Source organism: Kitasatospora sp. NPDC057936 (assembly GCF_042887525.1).
Classification (GTDB): domain Bacteria; phylum Actinomycetota; class Actinomycetes; order Streptomycetales; family Streptomycetaceae; genus Kitasatospora.
In genome coordinates this window covers 19,577-42,434 of record NZ_JBHVPD010000096.1, presented here as the reverse complement: position 1 = coordinate 42,434, position 22,858 = coordinate 19,577, and the positions used below count along the sequence as shown (strand labels likewise).

Sequence of the window (22,858 nt, the reverse complement as noted above, 5' to 3'; positions counted from 1 at the left end):
GGTCAGGACCCACTCGGTGGTCGCCGACAGCGTCTCGTCGGACGCCAGGATCCGGCCGTGCAGGTCGCGCAGGCCGGGACCGGCACCGACGCCCAGTTCGTCGCGCAGCCGTCGGTCCGCCGCCCGGTACGCCGCGAGGGCGTCGGCCTGGCGGCCGGAGCGGAACAGCGCGAGCATCAGCAGCTCCGAGAGCCGCTCGCGCAGCGGGTGCTCCTCGACGAGGGCCGCGAGCTCGGCCACCGACTCGGCGCACCGGCCGCCCTCGACCTCCGCCTCCAGGCACAGCTCCAGGACGGCGAGCCGCCGCTCCTCCCACTCCCTGCGCTGGCGCTGCGCGTACGGCCCGGGCAGCCCGGGCATCGGCTCGCCGCGCCACAGCGCGAGCGCGCCCCGCAGCGCGGCGGCGGCGTCGGCGTTCCGGCCGTCGGCCCGCCGCGCCCGGCCCTCGGCCAGCAGCTCGTCGCACCGCACGGTGTCCAGGCCGCCGCTGCCGACGGCCAACAGGTACCCGCCGCCGACCGACGTGAGCGCCTCGGCCCCGAGCACCCGCCGCAGCCGGTGCACGTACGTGCGGACGACACCCGTCGCCCTGGCCGGCGGCTCGTCACCCCACAGGTCGTCGATCAGCTGCGCCCCCGACACGTGCCGGCCCGCCCGGAACAGCAGCGCCAGCAGCATGCTCTGCTGCTGCGGCGAACCGAGCGGCACCTCCGCCCCGTCCCGCCAACAGCGCAGCGGCCCGAGCACCGCGAACCGCAGCCCGCCCGAACTCCCGCCCTCGCCGACCAACCGACATCCCCTCCACCCCGCCGACAATCCCCCAGCGGCATGATACCGACCGGTATTCCCCCTGGTCAGACATCCTGCCGAGTCCCTGACGACGATCCGGGCCATGAGCCGTCAAATGGGTACGGACAGGACGGAGTGCACACCTCCACCACGGACCACAGCACCGCGGACACCTCCGGCACCGTCCTCGGCGATGGCGCCCGCACCGTCCGCCCGCTCGGCGAGCTCGAAGAAAGTCGAGGAAATCCTCCTCCGCCTGTCACAAACCTCCTCCGGGCCGGGTCGGGTCAGTGAAGGCGCCGAACACGGCCCGTACAGCCCGGGAGGAACACGACGATGGAGAAGACGATGGAGAGCACGCCGGTGGAGCCGCGACCGATCACCGCCGAGGTCCCGCTGCGGCCGCGCCTGGCGACGGATCCCGGGGTACTCGTGCCCGAGCTGGCGGAGGTGTCGGCGGCGCTGTTCAGGGCCACCGGCAACCGGTCGGTGCCGCGGACGACGATCAGCCTGGTGCAGCTGCGCGCCGGGCAGATCGTCGGCAGCACCTACCTGACCGTGCTGCACACGGGATTCCTGCGCAAGGCCGGGGAGACGGAGGAGCGGATCGACTCGGTGGCGGCCTGGTGGGACTCGCCGTACTTCACCCCGGCCGAGCGGGCCGCGCTCGCGCTGGTGGAGGCGGTGCTCCAGCCGGCCGCTCGGGGCCGTGAGCGGGTGCCGGACGAGCTGTACGCCGAGGTGGCCGCCCACTACGACGAGAAGGCGCTCACGACGCTGACGCTGGCGATCGGGCAGGTCAACTTCTTCGTGGCGATCGCCCTGGTCGCCAAGCCCGTCCCCGGGCGGTCGTTCTCCGAGCCCTGGGCGTGACGGCTCCCGGCCCGATCCGAAGGACACGCCCTACCGGAGCACCAGGTCGGGCGTGCCGCGGACCGCGTACACCGGGAGGCGGGCGGCGTCCAGAACGGCCGGGGGGAGGCTGAGGCCGAAGTGGCGTTCCACGGCGCCGAGGGTGCGGCGGTGGACGGCGGGCAGGGGCTCGCCGGGGAGTGTGGCGCGGGTGATGCCGTCGGGGTGGAGGACGCCGGCGGCGACGAGGACGGGGAGCAGGAGGTCCGGTTGGCTGCCCCAGCGCCAGCGCTCCTCGGCGAGGCCGAACCCGCACAGGACGGCGCCGTCGCGGGCGTAGTCGAGCAGGGCCGGCGGGTGTTCGGCCATGGGGCGGTAGTGGACGACCTCGACGCCGTCGCGCGCTATCTCGGTGAGCAGGTCGGCACCGGTGGAGTCGCCGTACTCGATCGCGAAGGACCAGCCGCCGCAGACCCCGACGCGGACCACGCCGTCGCCGTCCTCGCCGGGGCGGTAGGTCTCGATGTCGAGGTCCCACACCTCGGCGCCGCTGACCGGACCGGCGGCGCCTCGCACGTCCGCGCCCATCCGCCGGGCCACCTCCTCCGGCGGGATCCCGCGCGCGAACAGGACGCCGCTGAGCCGGTCGTCGCCCTCGGCGAGCCACCGGATGCCGTCGCTCATGACGCCCTCCCCCCGTTTCGCACCGACCCGCCCTGGTCGGGCTTCCGGACGGCACCCTAGCGCGCCCCACCGACAATGGAACCTCCCCGGGGGCGACGGGGCCCGCAGGGGCAGAACGGCACGGCTCCCGCGCCGGGTTGGCCGGTGCGGGAGCCGCCGACGGCGGCCACGCCTACGGCAGCTTCACCGCACCCTTGAGCGCGTCGACGGCCCCGAAGACCATCGCACTCGCGCTGCCCAGCATGCCGAACAGCGGGGCGCCGGCCTGCGCGAGAGGAGCGGCGGGGGCGGCGGGCGCGGCTGCGGGCCCGGCGGCGGCGGGGGCGGCGGCAGTGGCGGCGCCGGCCACCGGGGTGGTGGCGGCGAGGAGCGCGGAGGCTCCGAGGAGGACGGCGACGGTGCGGCGCATGGGGTTCCTTCCGGTCCGAACGGCGAGTTGCGGCTCCGACGGTAGGGCGCGCCCGCCCGCGCCTCCGGCCGTTCCACGACAGCTCACCCGGTCGAGTGATCCCGGTGTTCGGGCCCGGGAGAGCCGGGCCCGTCAGCGGCCGGCGCGCACTGACGTCCGCGTGAGGGCGCACCGCACGCCCCGGGGGCGCCGCCGCGGCGCGTGCCGGACGGGCCGCACACCCCCCGAAAGGGTCAACCCGATCACGGCCGCCACCCGAACGGCCGATACCCCGAGTGGTACGGGCGCGAAGCGCGCGCCCGCCGCCCTTCGGGAGGACACGGCATGAAGCTTCGGGCGATCGCGCCGGCCGCGGGCCTGTTGACGGTCGCGCTCGCCGCCGCCGGCACGGGCTGGGTCGCGGAGGCCGACCCCGCCACCGACAACGCGCCCGCACGGGACAGCGCCGCCCGGTCGGTCGAGGGGTACCAGCTGGTGCGGCTCGACAACGCGAACGTGCCCAACTTCCAGCGGCGGACGGTCTCCTGCCCGGCCGGTGAGAAGGCGCTCGGCGGCGGCGCGGAGGCCCGTGGCGACGAGGCGGTCCTGGTCGGCAGCTTCCCGGCCGACGACGGCAGCGGCTGGATCGGCCTCGGCCGCCGACCGGGTGCGGGTGACGTCGGCATCAGCGTCTTCGTGATCTGCGCCAAGGCCTGACCGCCCCTCCACAGACACAGGGGTGGAGCCGGGCGCTCGGCTCCACCCCTGTCCGGCAACCGTCAGGCCGCGGCGTCCGGGGTCTTCCCGTCCTGCGCCTGCTGCGAGCGCGCGGCGAACATCCGGGTGATCCGGTTGACCACCTCGACGTTCGGGGCGGACGGGTTCTCCGGGCAGTAGGAGATCCTCAGGACGTTGCTGCCGGACTTGACGAGGAGTTCCACGCACTGGCCCTCCATGAAGACCGAGGACCGCTCGCCGGCCTTCGGAGCGGCCATCGGCGGCTTCTCGGGCAGGCCGTCACTGATGCCGTAGGCGACGTCGTACATCTTGTCGCCCCACTCCGGGCTGGGGCCCGCCATGAGCTGGAACTCCACCTGGGTCTTGCCGTCGTCGGCGTGGAAGCGCGAGTCGCCCCTCCCGACTATCTGCTCGCACAGGCTCACCTGTGCGGGCGGGACGCCGTCGCCGCCGCAGTCGCCCTTGGGCACCGCGGAAGGCGCCTTCTCCTGGGTCCAGCCGTCCGGCACGGCGTGCAGGTCGGGCATGACGGCCTTCACCTGGTCCAGGTTGGCCAGCGGCTTCGGACCGTCCGGGCCGGTGCCGAGGTAGAGACCGAGCCCGGTCAGCGTGCCGATCACACCGAGCACGACGACCCCGCCGGTCACCGCCCAGGCGCGGCTGCGCCGGGCGGACGTCCCCTGGACCGTTCCGGGGCTGTACGCGGGCCAGTTGGCGTCGCCGCCGCCCTGCCACGCCGGAGCCGCCTGGGGCATCGGAGCCCCGGCCATGGGCGGCGGCGCGGTCATGGCGACGGAGAGCCGGGCGCGCAGGTTGGCCGCCAGGCCCGGGTCGCCGGCGAGCAGTTGGCCCACCGCGAGCGCCAGGTCCCACTGGGCCTGCTGGTCGCCGGGACGGGCCTCCACCCGCCCGAGGGCGTGCGCCCACTGCGGCCACTGCCGCAGCGACTCCCGCACGCGCGCGAGCGCCTCGCCGCCGAGCGCGGCCCCTGCCGCGCCGACCGTGTGCGACGCGGTCTGCACCAGCGCCTCGACCACCATGGCGACGAGATCGGACCCGTCCCCCGCTGTCATCGAACCCCCCGATCGGAAAAGAAGACGGTGACACTCTGACACCAACCGAGCGATCATGCACAATTCCGCCCCGACGGAGACCGAACCGCAATGCCGCAGGCCGGGACAGGGCGCCGTCGCCCGAATATCGTCGCGGACGGTTACCCGGGACGGGCCGGCTCGTTCTCCAGCCGGAAGCCCCGCACGCCGAAGCCGCACCGCACCGCCGCACCACCCGCACCGCACAGCCACACCGCACAGCCACACCGCACCACCCGTACCCCCGCACCACCCCCACACCGCCTCCGCTCCGCCCCACCGCCGAAACCGACCGAGAAAAAACGATTCTGCTCCCCTGAAGACAGCCCGAGACGCCCCGAGACGCCCCGGAACACCCCGGGGAAGAGAACAGGAAGAGCCCATGAGCGAGCACGACTTGCCCGGCGCCCCGCAGGAGAACGCCTGCGCCGGCGACGAGTTGGCGCTGTACATCGACCTGGAGGCGGTCGCCTGCCCCGGCCTCCTCGTCTCCCTGCCCGCCCGGCTGCGCTACCGCCGGGAGGACCCCTACGCGGTGAGCCTCGACACCCACATCGACCTCGACGAGCCGATCACCTGGATCTTCGCCCGCGAACTCCTCGCCACCGGCCTCACCGGCTGGGCCGGCCTCGGCGACGTCACCGTCCACCGCGGCACCGGGCCCGCCGCCGCGACGCTCTTCATCGCGCTCAGCGCCGACGACACGACGGCCGTCCTGCGCGCGCCCGCCGCCCTCGTCCAGACCTTCCTCACCGCGACCGAGCACGTCGTGCCGTACGGCACCGAGACGGTCCACCTCGACGTCGACGACCTGATCCTGCGCCTGTTCGAGACCGAGGAGCCGCCGCTCATCTGACGGACCCCGCCGTCCGGATGCCGGAACGCCGGGTCCGCCGGGTCCCCCGCGAGGCAGGATGGCGGTCGAAAATCAACATTTTGTGGAAGGCGCTGCCGTCCACCGCCCTTCACCCGGAGCTCCCGCATGCCCAGACCCCCGTCCGCCACCACCACCAGGCCGCATCCGCTGCACGTACTAAGGGCCACCGCCTTCGCCATCGCGGCCCTGCTCCTCCTGGTCGGGACCGGGGTCCTGCTGCACCAGCCGCTGCTCATCCCGCCGCTGGCCGCCAGCGCCGCGCTCGTCCACGGCGCGCCCGGGCTGCCGATCTCGCAGCCCCGCAACCTCGTCGGCGGCCAGCTGGTCTCCGCGCTGATCGGGTACGCCACGCTCGCCGTCACCGGCAGCAACGGGTGGGGCGCTGCGGTGGCCGCCGGGATCTCGCTCGGCGTGATGCTGCTCACGCACCTCTCGCACTCGCCGGCCGCCGCCACCGCCGTCATCGTGGTGCTCCAGGCGCCGCACCCGCTGCCGTTCCTGCCGCTGCTCGCGCTGGCCACCGTCCTGCTGGTCGCGATCGGCCTGCTCCCGGGCCGGATCGGCGGCCACCCGGTGCGCTACCCCGTCGCCTGGTGGGCCGTTCCCCGGTGAGCCGCCGGGCCCGGAGGGCGGGCCTCAGGCGCCCACGTACGCCGCGAGGTGCTCCCCGGTGACGGTGTGCCGCTTGGCCACCAGCTCGGCCGGAGTGCCCTCGAAGACGACCCGCCCGCCGTCGTGGCCGGCGCCCGGGCCGAGGTCGACGATCCAGTCCGCGTGCGCCATGACCGCCTGGTGGTGCTCGACGACGATGACCGACTTGCCCGCGTCGACCAGGCGGTCGAGCAGGCCGAGCAGTTGCTCGACATCGGCCAGGTGCAGGCCGGTCGTCGGCTCGTCGAGGACGTAGACGCCGCCCTTGTCGCCCATGTGCGTCGCGAGCTTGAGGCGCTGGCGCTCGCCGCCGGAGAGCGTGGTGAGCGGCTGGCCGAGGCTCAGGTAGCCGAGGCCGACGTCCACGAGCCGGCTCACGATCGCGTGCGCGGCCGGGATGCGGGCCTCGCCCTCGCGGAAGAACTCCTCGGCCTCGGTCACCGGCATCGCCAGCACCTCGCTGATGTCGCGCCCGCCGAGGCGGTACTCCAGCACCGACGCCTGGTAGCGCTTGCCCTCGCAGTCCTCGCAGACGCTCGCCACGCCGGCCATCATCGCCAGGTCCGTGTAGACCACGCCCGCGCCGTTGCAGGTCGGGCACGCGCCCTCGGAGTTGGCGCTGAACAGGGCCGGCTTCACGCCGTTGGCCTTGGCGAAGGCCTTGCGGACCGGTTCCAGCAGACCGGTGTACGTCGCCGGGTTGCTGCGCCGGGAGCCGCGGATCGCGCCCTGGTCGACGGAGATCACGCCCTCGCCCGGCGCCTCCGACGATCGTGGCAGCGAGCCGTGCACGAGCGAGCTCTTGCCGGAGCCGGCCACACCCGTGACGACGGCGAGCACCCCGAGCGGGATGTCCACGTCGACGTTCCGCAGGTTGTGGGTGGAGGCGCCGCGGATCGCCAGCTTCCCGGTCGGTGTGCGCACCGTCTCCTTGACCCTCGCCCGGTCGTCGAGGTGGCGTCCGGTGATCGTGCCGCCCGCCCGCAGGCCCTCGACCGTCCCCTCGAAGCAGACCGTGCCGCCGCCGCTGCCCGCGCCCGGACCGAGGTCGACGACGTGGTCGGCGATCGCGATCGTCTCCGGCTTGTGCTCGACGACGAGCACCGTGTTGCCCTTGTCGCGCAGCCGCAGCAGCAGCCCGTTCATCCGCTGGATGTCGTGCGGGTGCAGGCCCACGGTGGGCTCGTCGAAGACGTACGTGACGTCGGTGAGCGAGGAGCCGAGGTGGCGGACCATCTTGACGCGCTGCGCCTCGCCACCGGACAGCGTCCCGGAGGGGCGGTCGAGCGAGAGGTAGCCGAGACCGATCTCGACGAACGAGTCGAGCGCCTCCCCGAGGCTCGTGAGCAGCGGCGCCACCGAGGGCTGGTCGAGCCCGCGCACCCACGCGGCCAGGTCGCTGATCTGCATGGCGCACGCGTCGGCGATGCTGGTCTTCCCGATCCTCGACGAGCGGGCCGCCTCGGTCAGCCGGGTGCCGTCGCAGTCGGGGCAGGTGCTGAAGGCGACCGCGCGGTCCACGAAGGCCCGGATGTGCGGCTGCATCGCCTCCTTGTCCTTGGCGAGGTAGGACTTCTGGATCCGCGGGATCAGGCCCTCGTAGGTCATGTTGATGCCCGCGATCTTCATCCGGACCGGCTCGCGGTACAGGAAGTCGTGCAGCTCCTTCTTCGTGTACTTGCGGATCGGCTTGTCCGGGTCGTAGAAGCCGGACTCGCTGTAGAGCCGGTAGTTCCACCCGCCCGGCGTGTAGCCGGGGATGGTGAGCGCGCCCTCGGCGAGCGACTTGGCGTCGTCGAAGAGCTGGGCGAGGTCGATGTCGGAGACGCTCCCGCGGCCCTCGCAGCGCGGGCACATGCCGCCGGTGACGCTGAACGAGCGGCGCTCCTTCACGGTCTTGCCGCCGCGCTCCACGGTGACGGCGCCGGCGCCGCTGACCGAGGGGACGTTGAACGAGTACGCCTTGGGCGAGCCGATGTGCGGCTCGCCGAGCCGGCTGAACAGGATGCGCAGCATCGCGTTGGCGTCGGTCGCGGTGCCGACGGTGGAGCGCGGGTCGGCGCCCATCCGCTGCTGGTCGACGATGATCGCGGTGGTCAGCCCGTCGAGGACGTCGACGTCGGGGCGTGACAGCGACGGCATGAAGCCCTGGACGAAGGCGCTGTAGGTCTCGTTGATCAGCCGCTGCGACTCGGCGGCGATGGTGTCGAACACCAGCGAGCTCTTGCCCGAGCCGGAGACACCGGTGAACACCGTCAGCCGGCGCTTGGGGATCTCGACGCTGACGTCCTTGAGGTTGTTCTCGCGCGCGCCGAGCACGCGGATCATGTCGTGGCTGTCGGCGTCGTGCGGCACCGGCGCGGGCGCGCCCGTCCTCTTGGCCATGGTCGTCGTCTCTCCGGTTCTGTGCGGGCGGGGGCGCGGCGCTCGGCTTCCCGAGCCGCGGCTACGCGAGCTCGTTGATGCGGATCAGGTTGCCCGCCGGGTCGCGGAAGGCGCAGTCGCGGACGCCGTAGGGCTGCTTCGTCGGCTCCTGGACGAGCTCGGCTCCGCCGGCCGCCAGTCGGTCGAAGACGCCGTCGAGGTCGGCGGAGGCGAGGGTGAGACGGGCGTAGGTGCCCTTGGCCATCATCTCGGTGACGGTGCGGCGCTCGTCCTCCGTGACGCCGGGGTCCATGGCCGGGGGCTCCAGGACGACGGACGTGCCGGGGCTGCCGGCCGGGCCGACGGTGATCCAGCGCATCCTGCCCTGGCCGACGTCGTTGCGGACCTCGAAGCCGAGCAGGTCGCGGTAGAACGCGAGGGAGGCGTCGGGGTCGGTGTGGGGGAGGAAGGTCCAGTGGATGCTGAGGTCGTTGGTCTCCATGTCCACGAGGCTAGGCGCGGGCCCTGGGCCGGGGCTTCTCGAATCCTGACCGGTCTCGCACGCACCTCGGCCGGAGCGGTAAGCGATCGGTAAGAGGCCGCTGCCTACGGTCGAAGCACACACCCGCATGGGGGGACGGCCGGGTCCGCGCAGGGGACGGACCCGGCCGCGGGTGTGTACTCGTCGCGGACGGTTCACCCGTCGTGCGAGAGCGCGTCCGCGTCGCCGTTCGCCGGTCCCTCGCCCAGCTCCCGGGCCTCGCGCCGCACCCGCTCGGCGGGCGCGTCCAGCCCCGCCGCCTCGTACGCGCGCCCGAGCGCCCGCAGCGCCTCGGCGAGGAACGAGCGCCAGCCCCGGGCCCGCCAGAACAGGACGGACTCCTCCAGGTGCGCGACGGCCGCGTCGTGCCGCCCCTCCGCGAGGTCCAACTCACCCAGGATGCCCAGGGCCTGGGCGAGGTGGTGGCCCAGCTCGAAGCGCCGCGCGATGGCCAGCGCCGCCTCCGCCGTCTCCCTCGCCCGGGCGTCGCCGGTCGCCGCGTGGAGCGTGGCCAGGTAGAGCAGGGAGAACGCCTCCGCGTAGCCGTCGCCGAGCGAGCGGGCCATCGCGAGCGAGCTCGTCAGCAGGTTGCGCCCGTGCTCGACGTCGCCGGCGCGGCCGTGGGCGGCGCCGAGGAACTGGATCGCGGTGGCCTCGAAGCGGACGTTGCCGATCATGCGCGCCAGGCGCAGCGTCTCGGTGAGGTGCTCGATGGTGCGGGCGAGGTCCGTCTCGCCGTGGGCGACGGCGATGATCTGGTGCGCCTTGGCCACCCCGCCGGGGTGGTCGTGGGCGGCGGCGAGGTCCAGTGCGCGGCGTGCGGCGTCCAGCGCGTCACGGGCGCGCCCCTGGGCGACCAGGCTCCAGGCGAGCAGGACGAGGGCGTCGGCGGCGCCGCGCGGCTCGCCGACCTGCTCGAACAGGTCGAGCAGCTGCCGCGCGCGGCCGTCCAGGGCGACCATCGTCTCGGTGCCGTCGGCGGGGGTCGCCCAGGTGGTGACCTCGACCAGGCCGCGGGTGAGCACGGCCGTGCCGACGAGGTCGCCGGCCGCCTTGCAGGCCTGGAGGACGACGAGGTTGGTGGTGCGCCAGTCGTCGTAGAGGCCGCGGACGTCGCAGTACTTCTCCTGGCAGGCGGCGAGGTCCCAGGCGGTCGGGACGAGGCGCAGCGCGGCGGCCTGGCGGGCGCAGGCGTTGAGGGCGGGCTGCTCGACGTCGAACCAGGCGAGCGGGTCGTCGAGCAGCCGGGCGGCGGGGCCGTCGGGCAGCGGGCGGCGCGGGGCGGGACCGTGGATGGCGGCGAAGCAGGGGCCCGGTACCTGGTCGGCGGCCTGTTCGGCGAGCCAGAGCCAGGCGCCGAAGGCCCGTTCGAGGGCGTCGGCGCGGTCGGCGGGGGTGTCGGTGGCGTGGGCGTGCTCGCGGGCGTAGAGCCGGACGAGGTCGTGGAAGCGGTAGCGCAGGTGGGGTTCGGTGCCGGTCTCCTGGAGGAGCTGGGCGTCGATGAGCTCCTCCAGCCGCCGCTCGGCCTCCTCCAGCGGGACGTCGGCGAGCGCGGCGGCGGCCCAGGGGGCGAAGTCGGCCGCGTCGAGCAGGCCGAGCAGGCGGAAGGTGCGGCGGGTCGGCTCGGACAGGCGGGTGTAGCCGACGGCGAAGCCCGCGCGAACGGCGAGGTCGCCGGCCGCGAGCTCGTCGAGGCGGCGGCGCTCGTCGCGCAGCAGCTCGGCGAGGCGGGCGAGGCTCCAGCGCGGGCGCGCGGCCAGGCGGGCGCCGGCGATGCGGACGGCGAGCGGCATGCCGCCGCACAGGTCGGCGATCTGGCCGGCGGCGACGGGTTCGGCGGCGACCCTGGCGTCGCCGACGATGTGGCGCAGCAGCGTCTCGGCGTGGGCGGGGCCGAACCCGCCGAGGTCGACGAGCCGGGCGCCGGGCAGGGCGGTGAGGACGGCGCGGCTGGTGACGAGGGCGTTGCTGTGCTGCTGTTCGGTGGTGCTTCCGGGCAGCAGGGGCCTGAGCTGGGCCTCCCCGGCGGCGTTGTCCAGGACGACGAGCACCCGGCGGCCGGCGAGCAGGGTGCGGTAGAGGGCGGCGCGTTCGTCGAGGGACTCGGGGATCTCCCGGGCGTCGGCGCCGAGGGCGCGCAGGAAGGCGGCGAGGACGCGGGCCGGGTCGGCCGGTTCGTCGTCGGCGCCGCGCAGGTCGGCGTAGAGCCGGCCGTCGGGGTAGTCGGCGGCGGCGCGGTGGGCGGCGTGGACGGCCAGGGCGGTCTTGCCGATGCCGCCCATGCCCGAGACCACCGGCACGCGGCCGTCGGCGAGGGAGGTGAGGACGAACCGCAGGTGCTCCTCGCGGCCGGTGAAGTCCGGGAGGTCGGACGGGAGTTGGCTCGGTGCGTGGACCGGTCGGGCGCCGTCGTGGTCGCGGGCCAGCAGGGCGAGGAAGACGCTCTGGACCTGCTCGCCCGGCTCGATCCCGAGCTCCTCGGCCAGCCGCCGGCGCAGCGTCTGGAAGCGGCGCAGCGCCTCGGCGGGGCGGCCGTCGGCGGCGAGCAGTTCGAGGAGGGCGGCCTGCACGGGCTCGTCGAAGGGGTATTCCTCGGCGAGCGCCGTCACGGCCGGGAGGGCGCAGCCGGGGGCGGCGGTCCCGGCGAGGGCGAGGGCGGTGGAGCGGACGGCCTCCTCGACCGCCGTCACCAGCGGGTCCTCGCGGTTGACCCGGTCCAGCCCGGCCAGCACCGGGCCGCGGCGCAGGTCGAGCGCGGCGGCCCGGTCCCCGTCGGCGGCCAGCAGCCGGAAGCGCCCGAGGTCGACGGCCTCCGGGCGGACGGCGAGCCGGTAGCCCTCGCCGTCGGAGTCCAGCACCACGGCGTCGTCCCCGAAGGTCCCGAGCCACCCGCGCAGCCGGGACACCCCGGTGTGCACGGCGCCGCGGCCGACCCGGTCGGCCTGCCCGGCCCACACGAGCTCCAGCAGCCGCCCGGCCGACAGCCGCTCGCCCTCGGCGAGCAGCAACGCCCCCAGCAGCCCGCGCAGCACCCCCGCCCGGGGCAGCGCCTGCGGCTCCGCGTCCACGGCGACCACCAGCGGACCCAGCACCCCGAACGTCATGCCCATCGGCTCCAGCCCCTCACGCTCACGCCCCGTGCAGCCCCCGCCCACGTGATCATGACACTGGTGCGGACACCGAGCAACGGGCCCGGCCACCGTATCGGCCCGACCGGTTCAGAGGCAGGTCCAGCAGTACAGCCGCTCGTCGGCCGCCCGGGCGCGCCGCGCGAGCCCGGCCAGTTCGCCGACCACCGGGCACAGGCTCTCGGCGGAGGCGCCGTGCAGTTCCTCCGCCTGCGCCCAGCGGGCGGCGACCGCCGGGACGTCGGCGTCCGGCACCGCGGCGAGGGTGTCGCGGGTGTCGGTGTCGAGCTCGAACACCCACGGGCCCGTCATCCACGGATCGTCGTCGTCCACGGGCCCCTCCGGTCCGGGCGGCGGAGTGGTCGGCCACACCGGTGCATCGCCCACGAGGTCAACGGCCCACGGCACTTGGCGGACGGCGGCGACCAGCTGCCCCAGCACGACGACCGGATCCAGCCCCTTGGCCTCGACCCCGTCGAAGGCCCGTCGCGGCCCGGTGAGCGGCGATCCCCCGTCGGCCGCCTCCAGCTCCCGCCGGACCACCGCCGCGTCCGCCGCACGGAAGTAGTCGGTCAACACACCCATCGTCCTCGCCCCCCGCGACGTCTTGCGCTCCGCAGGGAAGTAGACCAGACCCCACCGACAGCCCTACCGGGGATCCTGCCGCTCCTCGGAGAAACCGCCCGGGACGGGCGTGGCCGCGCGCCACAGCAGGCCCGGGTCGGGCGCGTACTCGGTGGAGTGCGCCAGCGGATGGAGCCGCCGGTGGCCGGGGACGGGAATCTCGGTCAACCGGCCATCCCGGATCATCCAGAGCCCGAAGCAGTCGTCCTCCTCGTCACGGATCAGCACCTGGACGCTCTCCGGCGCCTTCCACGGCAGCGACTCCAAGTGACGCAGCAATCCCGTCCGCTGCCCCATCCGGTCGAACTCGGCGACCCACGCCTCGACGAAGGTGGGCAGCGGCGCGAAGCAGCCGCACCAACTGCGGGAGTCGTCCGGTCGGCACAGCGGCGCCATCGCCTCCTCATCCCACGGAGCCAGCACGAGGACCTGCGCGGTTCTGGTCATGCGGCAGTATCGGCGCACAACACACCTGCGGAGCAACCGAATTCGAGCGGAAGCGGGGGACGAAGCACAGGAAGTCGGCCCGCCCGACTTCCCGCGCTCATGGGCTTCGTCGGCTTCCCAGCCCCTCGCCAACCGTGCAGGAGGTGAGGGGCTGGGCGCTGCGTTCAGGAACGGGCCTGCTCGATCGCCTCGAAGATGTCCGCGTCGGTCTCCTGCTGCCAGGACGGCAGGTCGACCCAGTCGGCGACATAGCCCGGCTTCGGGTTCTCAATGTGCTTGTGGATCTGGGCGATCCAGCACGTCGCGACGAAACGGCCCTTCTGCTCCCGGGTCAGCTTGGACGTGTTCCCGCCGCTCACGCTGATGAAGTCACGGACCTGGCCGAACACGGCGGCGGCGCACTCGCGCTCCCACTCGGGGGTCTCGTCCCACGGGGCGACGTAACCGGCCTTCGGTTCGCCCGGGTAGTGCTTGGACACGCCCGCGATCCACGCCTCGCGGAAGACTCGTCCGTCAGCCGACATGCGTCACTCCTTCGTCAGACGGCGCTGTCAAGCGCCGAGATCTGCTGATGCAATGCTGAAGCCCGCCTATCGGCCATGAGCGGGAGGAGGCGGCGCCAAGACGCGCTTGCGCGCCTGGCGGGCGCTTCCCTCGGCCAGGTAGGCGTTCCAGGCGCCGGTGTCGGTGGGTGCGGGCCTCACGTTGTGCGCACCACGGGGCGGAGGAGGTCGAGGACGTGAGTCCAGTCGTAATTGTCGTGGCCGCCACCGGACTTGGGCTTGCGGGGCACATAGTTGCCGAGCAGGACGCCCATAGACCCCAGCCGGCCCAGGCTCTCCGCGTACGCAGGGTGAGCGGCCTGGGCGGAATTGACGTAGGGCTGCACCGCCACGGGAATCCCAAGCCCGTACGCCTCGCACAGGATGCCGAGGGCGAGGGTGTCGGAGATGCCGGCGGCCCACTTGTTGAGGGTGTTGAACGTGGCGGGGGCCACCGCGATGGCATCGGCCGGCGGCAGCGGCTGTGGGACGCTCGGCGTGCGCCACGCGGAGCGGACCGGGTAGCCGGTCTGGGCTTCGATAGCTTCCCGGTCTATGAAGCCGAGCCCGTTAGGGGTCGCGATCACTCCCACTCCCCAACCCTCGGCATGGGCAGCGGTGATCAGCTCGCCGACCCTGTCGGCGATGCCCGAGGCGCACACGACGATGTAGAGGAACGGCTTGCGGTGCTCGACCACTTCACGCTCCCGGGTCCGTGGTGGCCATCAGGCTCGACGGCTTTCGTCGGTCTTCAGCCCGCCGATCGGCGCCCACTCGTGTTCCAGGATCGAGTAGGTGATCGAGTCGCGCCATGCGCCGTGGACAAAGACGTGATCACGGATTCGGCCGTCCTCCGTCATCCCGGCGCGCAGCAGGGTGCGGGCAGAGGCCTCGTTGAGGGGCGCGCGGGCCGCCCAGATGCGGTGCAGGCCGAGGACGTTGAAGCCGAGGGCGCACAGCAGGTGGACGGTCTCGGTGCCGAGGCCCTTGCCCCACTCGGCAGGGTGGAGGGCGAAGCCGATGGTGGCGGCCTGCTGCGGCTCGGTCGCAAGACGCGCGTAGCCGATCAGCCGGTGCTCGTCGCGATGGGTGACGGCGAGGCAGTACTCGATGCGTGGGACGGCGCTCGCCGAGTCGATGGACCTGGTGGTGATCGCCTCGACCTGGTCACGGGTGCGGGGTTCGAAACTGAGGTGCTTGGTGGACTCGGGGTCTCCGTAGATGGCCAAGAGGTCGTCGGTGTCGCCGGGTTCGACTTCGCGCAGTGCCAGACGAGGGCCGGCCAGATGGAGTGGGGTCATGGCTGCGGAGCCTAGCCGCCGGTTCACCGGACGAGGACCGAGGTCGGGGTGGCGGTGAATGCCTCGATCTCTTGCCTCAGGGCGACGCCGACGATGCCGTTTCGGCGGGCACCGGCGTTCAGCGCGGCGTGGACTCGCTGAGCACTACTGACGATGCCGAAGTTCCGTTGCTCGATGGGGAGGTCGAGCACTGGGCGCACAGCCTCGGCTGCGCCCTCGACTTCACCGCGGGCGATGCGGGCGAGGGCGAGGTCGGTCTGCGCGCCGGCCTCGTCGCCGAATGCCCACTCCTCCTCGGAAGCGTCCTGGTAGGCGGCGACGGCGGTTTCGGACTGGGTCTCGCCGAGGACGGCGTCCTCGCCGAGTTGCACGGTGGCCTCGGCGACGTAGTAGAGCTGGCGGGGCACCGGAAAGGTCATGATGCCGCCGAAGTCGTCGAGATCGTCAAGTTCGACGGCATCGCGGGCGTTCTCGGCCTGCCGGATGGCGGTGCGGGTGGCCTCGCCGTCTCCGAGGAGGGAATGGGCGCGGGCGGAGAGACAGGCCAGCCAGATACTGGTGGTGCCGCGGACGTCGCCCGCCGCGTTCTGACCGAGGGCGGCGTAGTCGACGGCCTCGCCGGGACGACCCGCCCAGTAGGAGATGAGCGACTGGAGCGAGCGGACCCAGGCGCGCATGGCGTGGTGATCGGCGTTGTCGGCGCACACGAAGGCGGTGCGAGCCTGCATCATCGCGGCGCTCGGGTTGCCCAGGTCGTGGCTGGCCTTGGCCAGCATGCCGGAGGTGATACTGGCCAGCAGGTACAGCTCGCGGGCCTGCGCGGGCTTGGCCCGGCCGTGCTCGAGGAGTTGGAAGGTGAGGTCCTGGACCTCGACCAGATCTCCGAGCAGGGCCGGCAGTGCCAGCTTCGGGTACGCGACGGTAAGGCGCCGCACCTCGTCGTGGATCTGCCCCAGGGTCTCCGGGCCGATGCTGCTGCCCTCCGCCATCGCGGCGAACCGAAGTGCACGACGAGCCGCCATCACGACCTGCCTTTCCATTTCCGTGGTGCCCGCATCGGAGCGGGTCTCGCTGTTGGGCGGGCCTCCGGCAAGTGGCGCCGTTGCCTTCTCGGGCGGGAGGCAGGCAGGCCCCAGTCGTGACGGCGGGACGGCGAGGGTGCCGGCGGTTGCGGGCGCGACCGCAGAGCCGGTTGGTGCGGGAGCGAGGAGCTGGTCGACACAGACGCCGAACATGGCCTCCAGCACTCGGCATTGGTCCGGGTAGGGGCGGGTTTTCACCGCGCCTCCGTACCAGCGCTCGAACTGCCGCTTGGAGACCGACAGGCCACGAAGTCTGGGGTCGTTCTCCTGCTCGGCGACCGAGTTCGCCATCGCCTCGAACCGGAGTCGGAAGGTCTCATAGACCTGCCAGTGTCGTTGCAGCGTCAAGACCCGTAAGAGTGTCGGGGTTTCAGCCACTGCGGATCCTCTCCGTCCCCATTCGTCTGTTCTGACGATAGCCGTGGTCAGTGGACGGGAAACCCCGTTCGGAGGTGCGACAGGGTGAGATGACGGCAGCCATGACGGTGGTCATGACGCATGACGTCGTCGGCCACGTAGCGAGCCCCCGGTGATGACGTCGTCATGGCGGTGGCGACGTCGTATCCATGCCTACCTGGTGGCCAACATGCTGAACTCGACTTCGCATTCCGTGTGCAGTCGACGGCGAAGCGTGACGTTTGGTGGCTTGCCGTGTCAGCCGCAAGCCCGGTCCAGGGCCAGGAGAAGGAACCGATGTACGACACCACGGCTGGACACACTGCGGAGAACCGTCGCCTGGCGGATAACGGGATGAGCGCGACCGCCGAAGACGGCCCCGCCGCTCGCGCCAGGCGGCGTCCGGGGCTGGCGATCCGCACGTTCAGGGTTGCTCAGGATGGCACTCGCTATGACGACTCCGGCGTGATCACCGCAAACCCGGATCCAGACGAATACGTCGCTCGGATCGAGATCTGGCCTGACTGCGCCTGCCCGCAGCATCGGGCCGGCACCTCCGGCTCGGCGCGGCTGCCCGCCTCGTAGGCAGCAGGACCGTGTTCGAGCCCGACTGCGGGACCTATGTCGTCAGAGTCTGGACCGCCTGTGCTGTGTCCGCAGCAGCCTTGTTCCACCTGGCCGCCATCGCCGTGCTCCTGGCCATGCGCACCCACTGAACTCCCGCCCGTGCCGCTGAGTAAGCGGCACGGGCGGGCTCCCACATCGCCAAGCCGAGAAGAGTTCTGTCATGTCCACCCCGCAGCCTCAGCCGCCTCCGCCGAAGCCGGACAGCCAGCCGTCGCCCCGGCCGCCGGAGCGGTAGCCAACTGACGTTCGTGATCAATCCATCGATAGCAAGGGAGAACCCCATGGGTTGGGGAACCGACAAGAGCAGTGGCGGCAAGCACGGGGGCAAGAAGGACCCCGGCACGGACAAGCCGTCCCCGGACGGCTCGCGGCCGGCACCCGCTCCGAAGCACAAGAAGGACGACGAGAAGAAGTGACGAACTTCGTGCATCGACCGGAGCAGGCCGTCGTTCGCGGGCTGCTCCGGGGCGTCGAAGATGAACTCGGCGGGCCCGTTCCTCCTGAGTGGCGGGAGGCGATCAAGGCCGTGCCGCGGCATCGATTCCTGCCGGAGCGGATCTGGCTGGAGGATGGCGACGGTGGCTATGCGGCCTGCGACCTTCAGCGCGCCCCGGAGCGGTGGTTCGAGGCTGCTTACTCCGACGTCCCCGTTGTGACGCAGGTCAACGATGGGGTGGAGCCGGACGATCCGGATGACATGTGGCCGTCCTCCTCGGCCTCGGCGCCCTCAATCGTCGTCCGGATGTTGCGGGAGCTCGATGTTCGGCCCGGCATGAACGTCATGGAGGTTGGGACCGGGACCGGGTGGAATGCCGCTTTGCTGGCGCACCGGCTCGGGCCTGGCCGTGTGTCCTCGGTGGAGGTCGATCACGAGGTGGCCAGGCACGCCTGCGCCTCGCTGAATGCGGCGGGCTTGGCCGTCGACGTCCTCTGCGGGGACGGGGCTCGCGGGTGGAGGCTCCGACAGCCGTTCGACCGGGTCATCTCGACCTGTTCGGTGCGCCGAGTGCCGACGGCTTGGATCGAGCAGACCGCGCCCGGCGGCATCATCCTCACCCCCTGGGACAACCCCATGCTCTGTTGGGGGCTGCTCAAGCTCACGGTGGCAAACGGTCGGGCGTGCGGGCGGTTCAGTCCGCACTCCGCCTTCATGCTGATGCGCGGGCAGCGTCGCGACCTGCGCATCTTCCGTGACGTTGTCCGCGACGACCACGTGCCCGACGAGTCCCGTACCTCGCTGGAGCCCGACCGTGTGGCCGGGGACGACTGGGAGGCTCGCTTCGCGCTCGGGCTGAAGCTGGGAGACGTCTGGACGGCCTGGGATCACACCCGGCTCTGGGTGGCGACCACGGACGCCCTGTCCTGGGCTGCCGTCGACCCCTTCGAGGTCTGGCAGTACGGGCCCCGCCGGCTCTGGGACGAGGTCGAGGCCGCGTACCGCTGGTGGGAGCAGCACGGCCGGCCGGGGCCGGAGCGCTTCGGGCTGACGGTCACCGGGCCCGACCAGTGGGTCTGGCTGGACCGGCCGACGAATCTGGTTCGGGCCCTGCCATAGCTGACGCGGTCAGTGCGACTCCAGGTTGTGGGTCATCCGTTCCAGAACGCTGACCGCCGTGCGGTACTCGTCCGGCGTGATCCCGGTCGTGGAGAGTGCGCGGAACGTGGCGACCCGCTCCTCGACGGCGGCGAGCCGGTCGCGGCCCGACGGGGTGAGGGTGAGGCGGCCGGGGGCCGGGCGGGTCGTCCAGCCGTCGGCGAGGACGGCCTCGATGGCGGCCGCCCTCGCCGAAGCGTCGGCGTTCGCGGCGAGGGCGGCGTGGACGTCCGTGTCGCGCGCCTCCGGGGTGTCGCCGACCACGTTGAGGACCTGCCACGCCGTCCGGGTGAGGCCGAAGTCGGCGAGCATGGCGTTCATGTGGGCGGTCAGCGCCTTGTCGGTGCGGTTCAGCCAGTAGCCGATGGGCTTCATGGTGTGGGTCACTCCCCCGGTGCGGTGAAGGCGGACGCGTTCTCGACGGCCCACTGGCGGAAGGTCCTGGCGGGTGTGCCGAGCAGGGTCTCGGTGGTGTCGGCGATGGTGGCGGGGCGCACGGAGGCCTCGGCCCAGAAGGCGAGCAGCGAGCCGATCAGCGGGGCGGGCATGAAGCGGCTCATCTGTTCCTCGGCCTTGGTGCGAGAGATGGTCTCGACGGTGATCCGGCGGTCCAGCACCTCGGACAGGACGGCGAGTTGCTCGCGGAAGGTCAGCGCCTGGGCGCCGGTGAGGGTGACGGCGTGGCCGCGCAGGGCGGTGCCGGTCAGTGCCTCCACCGCGACGTCGGCGATGTCCTCGGGGTGGATCGGCGCCAACGACGCCTCGGGGTAGGCGAGTTCGACCGGCAGGCCGTGGCCGATCGGGTGCGCCCAGGCGAACGCGTTGGTGGCGAAGGCGTCCGGGCGCAGGAACGTGCAGGCCAGGCCGCTCGCGGCGAGGGCGCGCTCGACGCCGAGGTTGTGCGAGCCGAGCGGGTCGGTCTCGGCGCCGGGCGCGAGGACAGAGGAGGACGAGAGCAGCACGACGTGCTCGACGCCGGCCGCGCGGGCGGCCTCGGCGAAGGCGTCGATGCCGGCGGGCTCGGGGTAGAGGAAGACCTGGCGCACGCCGTCGAGCGCGGCGGCGAAGGTCTCCGGCCGGCCGAGGACGAGCTCGGCGGTGTCTACGCCGGCCGGGACGGACAGGTCGGCGGGCCGGGCGCTGGCGGCGCGGACCGGCAGGCCGGCGACGTGCAGGCGGTCGAGGACGGCGCGGGCGACCTTGCCGCGGGCGCCGGTGACGAGGACGGTCATGGGTGGTTCCCCCGTTGCATGATGATGCGCAGCTCCTTGCTGCGGAACATATGCATGCTCGCATGCATACATTTGCGAGTCAACATGTGGCTGCTGCTGAGCATGGACCTTAGGATGGCCGCCATGACGACGAACGAGCCGGACCACCGCACGGCCGAGGACCTCCTGAACGCCGTGGGCCCGGCCTTCGGCAAACTGCGCCGCACCTCGCTCCTGGAGGTCGAGAACCCCATCTCGGCCAAGGACCTGAGCCGCACCCTGGTCCTCAACCTCGTCGAGCAGCACACCCGCGACGCCGCGGCCGAGATCACCGTCGGCGCGGTCGCCGAACTCCTCGGCGTGGACCCGTCCGTCGCGAGCCGCATGGTCGGCGACAGCATCAAGGCGGGCTACCTGACCCGCGCCGCCTCGCAGCAGGACGGCCGCCGCACGGTCCTGCACCTCAGCCCGGCCGGCACCGAGCTGATCGTCCGGCTGCGCCGCCACCAGCGCGACGCGTACGACTACATCACCGCCGACTGGGCCGAGCGCGACCGGCTCGAATTCGCCCGGCTGATGCTCAAGTACGTCGACTCCCTCGACCGGCTGGCCGAGCGGAAGGTCACTGGGTAGCGCGCCCCGAGGGCAGCAGCTCGGCGATGTCGCGCGGGAGGACGGCGGCCAGCTTGTCCATCAGGTCCGGCGCGAGCGCCGCGTCCAGGACCTCCAGGACGGCGGCGGCCTCGCGGATGCCGCCGTCCTCTCCGGTGCCAGCCCGGCCGGCGATCCGGCCGGCGAAGACGGGCAGGCCGAAGCGCTCCCCGGAGGCGTGGGTGCGGCCCTCCTCGTCGGCCTCCCGGGCCGCCTCCCGAACTGCGGCGGCGAGCTCGGGCGGCAGCTGGGCGGCCACGTGCACGGCGAGCCCGGAGGGCAGGCGCTCGCCGAGGGTGAGCAGGACGGCCTTGGTGGCGCGCTCGGCGGCGGCCCGGTCGGGGAGCCCGGCGAGGTCCCGGACGGTGGCGATGATCTCGTCGTACTTCATGGCCGAGTCCCCTTCCGCCGGCGGGCGAGACCCCCTCTGTGAGGCTACGCCGCCGGGCCAGAGCCCGCTACGACGGGACGACCGGCAGGCGGCGCTTGTGCTCGGTGCGGCGGTAGTGGCCGACCACCGTGCGGAACACCTCCTCGCTGACCGGGCGCCCCTCCAGGAAGTCGTCCAGGGCGTCGTAGCCGACGCCGAGGGCGTCCTCGTCGGGCTTGCCGGGCGCGAGCGTCTCCAGGTCGGCGGTGGGCACCTTGTGGACGAGCTCCGCCGGTGCGCCCAGCAGCTCGGCCAGCGCCCGGACCTGACGCTTCGTCAGGCCGGACAGCGGCATGATGTCGGCCGCGCCGTCGCCGAACTTGGTGAAGAAGCCGGTGACGGCCTCCGCCGCGTGGTCCGTCCCGATCACGACCCCGTCGGACGCGCCGGCGGCGGCGTACTGGGCGATCATCCGCTGCCGGGCCTTGGTGTTGCCGCGGACGAAGTCCTCGTGGGCGCGGTCCCGGAAGGTCAGGCCGGCCGCCGCCAGGGCGTCCATCGCGCCGTCCGTGGCCGGCTTGATGTCCACGGTGAGGACCCGGTCGGGCCGGATGAAGTCCAGCGCGAGCTGGGCGTCCGCCTCGTCGGCCTGCACGCCGTGGGGCAGCCGCATCGCCCAGAACGACGCCTCGTGGCCCTCGGCGCGCAGCCGCTCGGCGGCGAGCTGGCACAGCCGTCCGGTGGTCGTGGAGTCCACACCGCCGCTGATGCCGAGGACGAGCGTGCGGGCGCCGGCCGCGCGCACCTGCTCCGCGAGGAAGGCGACCCGGCGCTCGGCCTCCTGCTCGGCGCTCGGGACGGGGGCGACGCCCAGGGCGCGGGCGATCTCCCGCTGGACGTCGGCGGGCAGGGGTTCGGACATGATGGGACTCCTCGGACCTCGGACGTGCTTCCGGGAGCCAGCTTGATCGCCACGGCGGCCGCCGCCAAGGGATTCCACCTCGATGGAATACGGGTCACAGCGGCCGGGCGGCGGAACACGGGCCACAGCGGCCCGGCGGCCTCAGAGGGCGTTCGATACTGATTTAGGCTTCCGCAGGCGATTTCGGGCGGAGGTATTGCCCGATTTTGTCGGGGCTGGCGGTCAGGCGAGTGGTCATGGAGTTGACCATGGCCCAGTGGATCATCGAGCGTGACCGGTCCGGCAGTTCCTCGTAGTCGCGATGGAGCCGCCGGTACCGGGACATGATCCCGAAGGTCTGCTCGACCCGCCAGCGGATCGGCTGAACGACGAAGCCCTTCTGCTCCTTGTCACGGGCGACGACCTCGACGTCGATGGACAGAGCGGCACCATGCCTGACGACGGCGTTGTTGTAGCCGGCGTCCACCCACGCCTTGGTCACCGTGGGCCACCTGGAGGCGAGGGTGTCCAGGACCTGTTTGCCGCCGGCGGAGTCCTGGACACCGGCGGCGGTGACGATCAGCACCAGGAGCAGGCCCAGGGTGTCGGTGGCGATGTGGCGCTTGCGGCCCTTGACCCGTTTCCCGCCGTCGTAGCCCTGGCTGTCGGCCGGGGCGTTCGGCGAGGCCTTCACCGACTGGGCGTCGATGACCGCGGCGCTCGGCAGGATCCGACGGCCCTTCTTCGCCCGCAACTGGTCACGGAGCGTGTCGTGGATCTGCTCGGTGGTGCCGTCACGCTCCCACTCCTTGAAGTAGCCGTAGACGGTGGTGTGGGGCGGGAAGTCGTGCGGCAGATAGCGCCAGGCGATGCCGGTCCGCGCGACGTAGAGGATCGCGTTGACCACTTCACGCAGTTCGGTGGTCGGGGGGGGCCCCCCGCCGCGCGGCCCCCCCCCCCCCCCCCCCCCCGAGCACCCGAACCGGCACAAAAAAGCCCACACGGGGCA

At 72.8% G+C, this 22,858-nt stretch carries 26 protein-coding genes; 8 read left to right on the top strand and 18 right to left on the bottom strand.

Annotated elements, in window-relative coordinates; translation table 11 throughout:
* Window positions 1-789 (bottom strand): BTAD domain-containing putative transcriptional regulator (locus ACFVU9_RS36410; RefSeq protein ID WP_380446316.1); only part of this gene is annotated, 789 nt, incomplete at its 3' end.
* A gap of 336 nt (window positions 790-1,125) precedes the next feature.
* Here ACFVU9_RS36410 and ACFVU9_RS36405 point away from each other — a divergent pair.
* A complete protein-coding gene (locus ACFVU9_RS36405) occupies window positions 1,126-1,662 on the top strand; it encodes a carboxymuconolactone decarboxylase family protein (RefSeq protein ID WP_387601018.1) in 537 nt (178 codons plus the stop codon).
* A 30-nt stretch (window positions 1,663-1,692) separates the two neighbouring features.
* On the opposite strand, the gene ACFVU9_RS36400 is transcribed toward ACFVU9_RS36405, so the two are convergent.
* Both ACFVU9_RS36400 and ACFVU9_RS36395 read right to left on the bottom strand, forming a co-directional pair.
* On the bottom strand, window positions 1,693-2,325 hold the full coding sequence (locus ACFVU9_RS36400; RefSeq protein ID WP_387601015.1) for a DUF6461 domain-containing protein: 633 nt from the start codon (window positions 2,323-2,325) through the stop codon (window positions 1,693-1,695).
* Window positions 2,326-2,497: 172 nt separating this feature from the next.
* The gene (locus tag ACFVU9_RS36395) at window positions 2,498-2,734 is read right to left on the bottom strand and encodes a hypothetical protein (protein ID WP_380508993.1); all 237 of its coding nucleotides are present in this window, start codon (window positions 2,732-2,734) and stop codon (window positions 2,498-2,500) included.
* 324 nt (window positions 2,735-3,058) lie between these two features.
* Here ACFVU9_RS36395 and ACFVU9_RS36390 point away from each other — a divergent pair, with 324 nt between their 5' ends.
* The gene (locus tag ACFVU9_RS36390; protein WP_387601012.1) at window positions 3,059-3,430 is read left to right on the top strand and encodes a hypothetical protein; all 372 of its coding nucleotides are present in this window, start codon (window positions 3,059-3,061) and stop codon (window positions 3,428-3,430) included.
* 62 nt (window positions 3,431-3,492) lie between these two features.
* Here ACFVU9_RS36390 and ACFVU9_RS36385 read toward each other — a convergent pair whose 3' ends face one another.
* On the bottom strand, window positions 3,493-4,524 hold the full coding sequence (locus ACFVU9_RS36385) for a hypothetical protein (protein ID WP_380446321.1): 1,032 nt from the start codon (window positions 4,522-4,524) through the stop codon (window positions 3,493-3,495).
* 400 nt (window positions 4,525-4,924) lie between these two features.
* Between ACFVU9_RS36385 and ACFVU9_RS36380 the strand changes: the two genes are divergently transcribed.
* Both ACFVU9_RS36380 and ACFVU9_RS36375 read left to right on the top strand, forming a co-directional pair.
* Window positions 4,925-5,398, top strand: coding sequence for an SsgA family sporulation/cell division regulator (locus tag ACFVU9_RS36380; protein ID WP_380446322.1), 474 nt, complete (start codon window positions 4,925-4,927; stop codon window positions 5,396-5,398).
* Between the two features lie 126 nt (window positions 5,399-5,524).
* Window positions 5,525-6,031: an HPP family protein gene (locus ACFVU9_RS36375; protein ID WP_380508987.1), complete on the top strand. Its 507-nt coding sequence runs from the start codon at window positions 5,525-5,527 to the stop codon at window positions 6,029-6,031.
* A gap of 24 nt (window positions 6,032-6,055) precedes the next feature.
* Here the strand turns inward: ACFVU9_RS36375 and ACFVU9_RS36370 are convergent, their stop codons facing one another.
* The 9 genes from ACFVU9_RS36370 to ACFVU9_RS36330 all read right to left on the bottom strand — a co-directional run bounded on the left by ACFVU9_RS36370 (window position 6,056) and on the right by ACFVU9_RS36330 (window position 16,447).
* Window positions 6,056-8,455, bottom strand: a complete 2,400-nt coding sequence (locus tag ACFVU9_RS36370) for an ATP-binding cassette domain-containing protein (RefSeq protein ID WP_387601008.1) — start codon at window positions 8,453-8,455, stop codon at window positions 6,056-6,058.
* 61 nt (window positions 8,456-8,516) lie between these two features.
* The gene (locus ACFVU9_RS36365; protein ID WP_387601005.1) at window positions 8,517-8,936 is read right to left on the bottom strand and encodes a VOC family protein; all 420 of its coding nucleotides are present in this window, start codon (window positions 8,934-8,936) and stop codon (window positions 8,517-8,519) included.
* Between the two features lie 194 nt (window positions 8,937-9,130).
* The gene (locus ACFVU9_RS36360) at window positions 9,131-12,085 is read right to left on the bottom strand and encodes an ATP-binding protein (RefSeq protein ID WP_387601003.1); all 2,955 of its coding nucleotides are present in this window, start codon (window positions 12,083-12,085) and stop codon (window positions 9,131-9,133) included.
* Between the two features lie 108 nt (window positions 12,086-12,193).
* The gene (locus tag ACFVU9_RS36355; RefSeq protein ID WP_387601000.1) at window positions 12,194-12,688 is read right to left on the bottom strand and encodes a hypothetical protein; all 495 of its coding nucleotides are present in this window, start codon (window positions 12,686-12,688) and stop codon (window positions 12,194-12,196) included.
* A gap of 63 nt (window positions 12,689-12,751) precedes the next feature.
* Entirely contained in the window at window positions 12,752-13,174 is a 423-nt protein-coding gene (locus tag ACFVU9_RS36350) for a hypothetical protein (RefSeq protein ID WP_387600997.1), read from the bottom strand.
* A 164-nt stretch (window positions 13,175-13,338) separates the two neighbouring features.
* On the bottom strand, window positions 13,339-13,698 hold the full coding sequence (locus ACFVU9_RS36345) for a hypothetical protein (RefSeq protein ID WP_387600994.1): 360 nt from the start codon (window positions 13,696-13,698) through the stop codon (window positions 13,339-13,341).
* Between the two features lie 176 nt (window positions 13,699-13,874).
* Entirely contained in the window at window positions 13,875-14,414 is a 540-nt protein-coding gene (locus tag ACFVU9_RS36340; protein ID WP_387600991.1) for a flavoprotein, read from the bottom strand.
* A gap of 27 nt (window positions 14,415-14,441) precedes the next feature.
* Complete coding sequence (locus tag ACFVU9_RS36335; RefSeq protein ID WP_380446329.1) at window positions 14,442-15,017, bottom strand: GNAT family N-acetyltransferase; 576 nt, start codon at window positions 15,015-15,017, stop codon at window positions 14,442-14,444.
* A 23-nt stretch (window positions 15,018-15,040) separates the two neighbouring features.
* Window positions 15,041-16,447 carry a hypothetical protein gene (locus tag ACFVU9_RS36330; RefSeq protein ID WP_387600988.1) on the bottom strand — a complete coding sequence of 469 codons (1,407 nt, stop codon included), beginning with the start codon at window positions 16,445-16,447 and terminating at the stop codon, window positions 15,041-15,043.
* Between the two features lie 345 nt (window positions 16,448-16,792).
* Here ACFVU9_RS36330 and ACFVU9_RS36325 point away from each other — a divergent pair, with 345 nt between their 5' ends.
* From ACFVU9_RS36325 to ACFVU9_RS36315, 3 genes are all read left to right on the top strand, one after another.
* Complete coding sequence (locus ACFVU9_RS36325; RefSeq protein WP_387600986.1) at window positions 16,793-17,080, top strand: hypothetical protein; 288 nt, start codon at window positions 16,793-16,795, stop codon at window positions 17,078-17,080.
* A gap of 323 nt (window positions 17,081-17,403) precedes the next feature.
* Window positions 17,404-17,538, top strand: a complete 135-nt coding sequence (locus ACFVU9_RS36320; protein ID WP_380446332.1) for a hypothetical protein — start codon at window positions 17,404-17,406, stop codon at window positions 17,536-17,538.
* Window positions 17,535-18,677: a methyltransferase domain-containing protein gene (locus ACFVU9_RS36315; protein ID WP_387600983.1), complete on the top strand. Its 1,143-nt coding sequence runs from the start codon at window positions 17,535-17,537 to the stop codon at window positions 18,675-18,677. The genes ACFVU9_RS36320 and ACFVU9_RS36315 overlap by 4 nt, the downstream gene beginning before the upstream one ends.
* A gap of 9 nt (window positions 18,678-18,686) precedes the next feature.
* Here ACFVU9_RS36315 and ACFVU9_RS36310 read toward each other — a convergent pair whose 3' ends face one another.
* Together ACFVU9_RS36310 and ACFVU9_RS36305 are read right to left on the bottom strand one after the other, a co-directional pair.
* Window positions 18,687-19,091: a MarR family transcriptional regulator gene (locus ACFVU9_RS36310; protein ID WP_387600980.1), complete on the bottom strand. Its 405-nt coding sequence runs from the start codon at window positions 19,089-19,091 to the stop codon at window positions 18,687-18,689.
* 8 nt (window positions 19,092-19,099) lie between these two features.
* Window positions 19,100-19,948 (bottom strand): SDR family oxidoreductase, encoded by an 849-nt coding sequence (locus ACFVU9_RS36305; protein WP_387600977.1) that lies wholly within the window; start codon window positions 19,946-19,948, stop codon window positions 19,100-19,102.
* A 123-nt stretch (window positions 19,949-20,071) separates the two neighbouring features.
* Between ACFVU9_RS36305 and ACFVU9_RS36300 the strand changes: the two genes are divergently transcribed.
* Window positions 20,072-20,560 (top strand): MarR family winged helix-turn-helix transcriptional regulator, encoded by a 489-nt coding sequence (locus tag ACFVU9_RS36300; protein WP_387600974.1) that lies wholly within the window; start codon window positions 20,072-20,074, stop codon window positions 20,558-20,560.
* Here ACFVU9_RS36300 and ACFVU9_RS36295 read toward each other — a convergent pair.
* From ACFVU9_RS36295 to ACFVU9_RS36285, 3 genes are all read right to left on the bottom strand, one after another.
* Window positions 20,550-20,969, bottom strand: coding sequence for a DUF2267 domain-containing protein (locus ACFVU9_RS36295; RefSeq protein WP_387600971.1), 420 nt, complete (start codon window positions 20,967-20,969; stop codon window positions 20,550-20,552). The genes ACFVU9_RS36300 and ACFVU9_RS36295 overlap by 11 nt on opposite strands.
* A gap of 67 nt (window positions 20,970-21,036) precedes the next feature.
* Window positions 21,037-21,870: an ammonia-dependent NAD(+) synthetase gene (gene nadE, locus ACFVU9_RS36290; protein ID WP_380491855.1), complete on the bottom strand. Its 834-nt coding sequence runs from the start codon at window positions 21,868-21,870 to the stop codon at window positions 21,037-21,039.
* A 163-nt stretch (window positions 21,871-22,033) separates the two neighbouring features.
* Complete coding sequence (locus tag ACFVU9_RS36285; RefSeq protein ID WP_387601024.1) at window positions 22,034-22,852, bottom strand: IS5 family transposase; 819 nt, start codon at window positions 22,850-22,852, stop codon at window positions 22,034-22,036.
* Window positions 22,853-22,858: the final 6 nt, after the last annotated feature.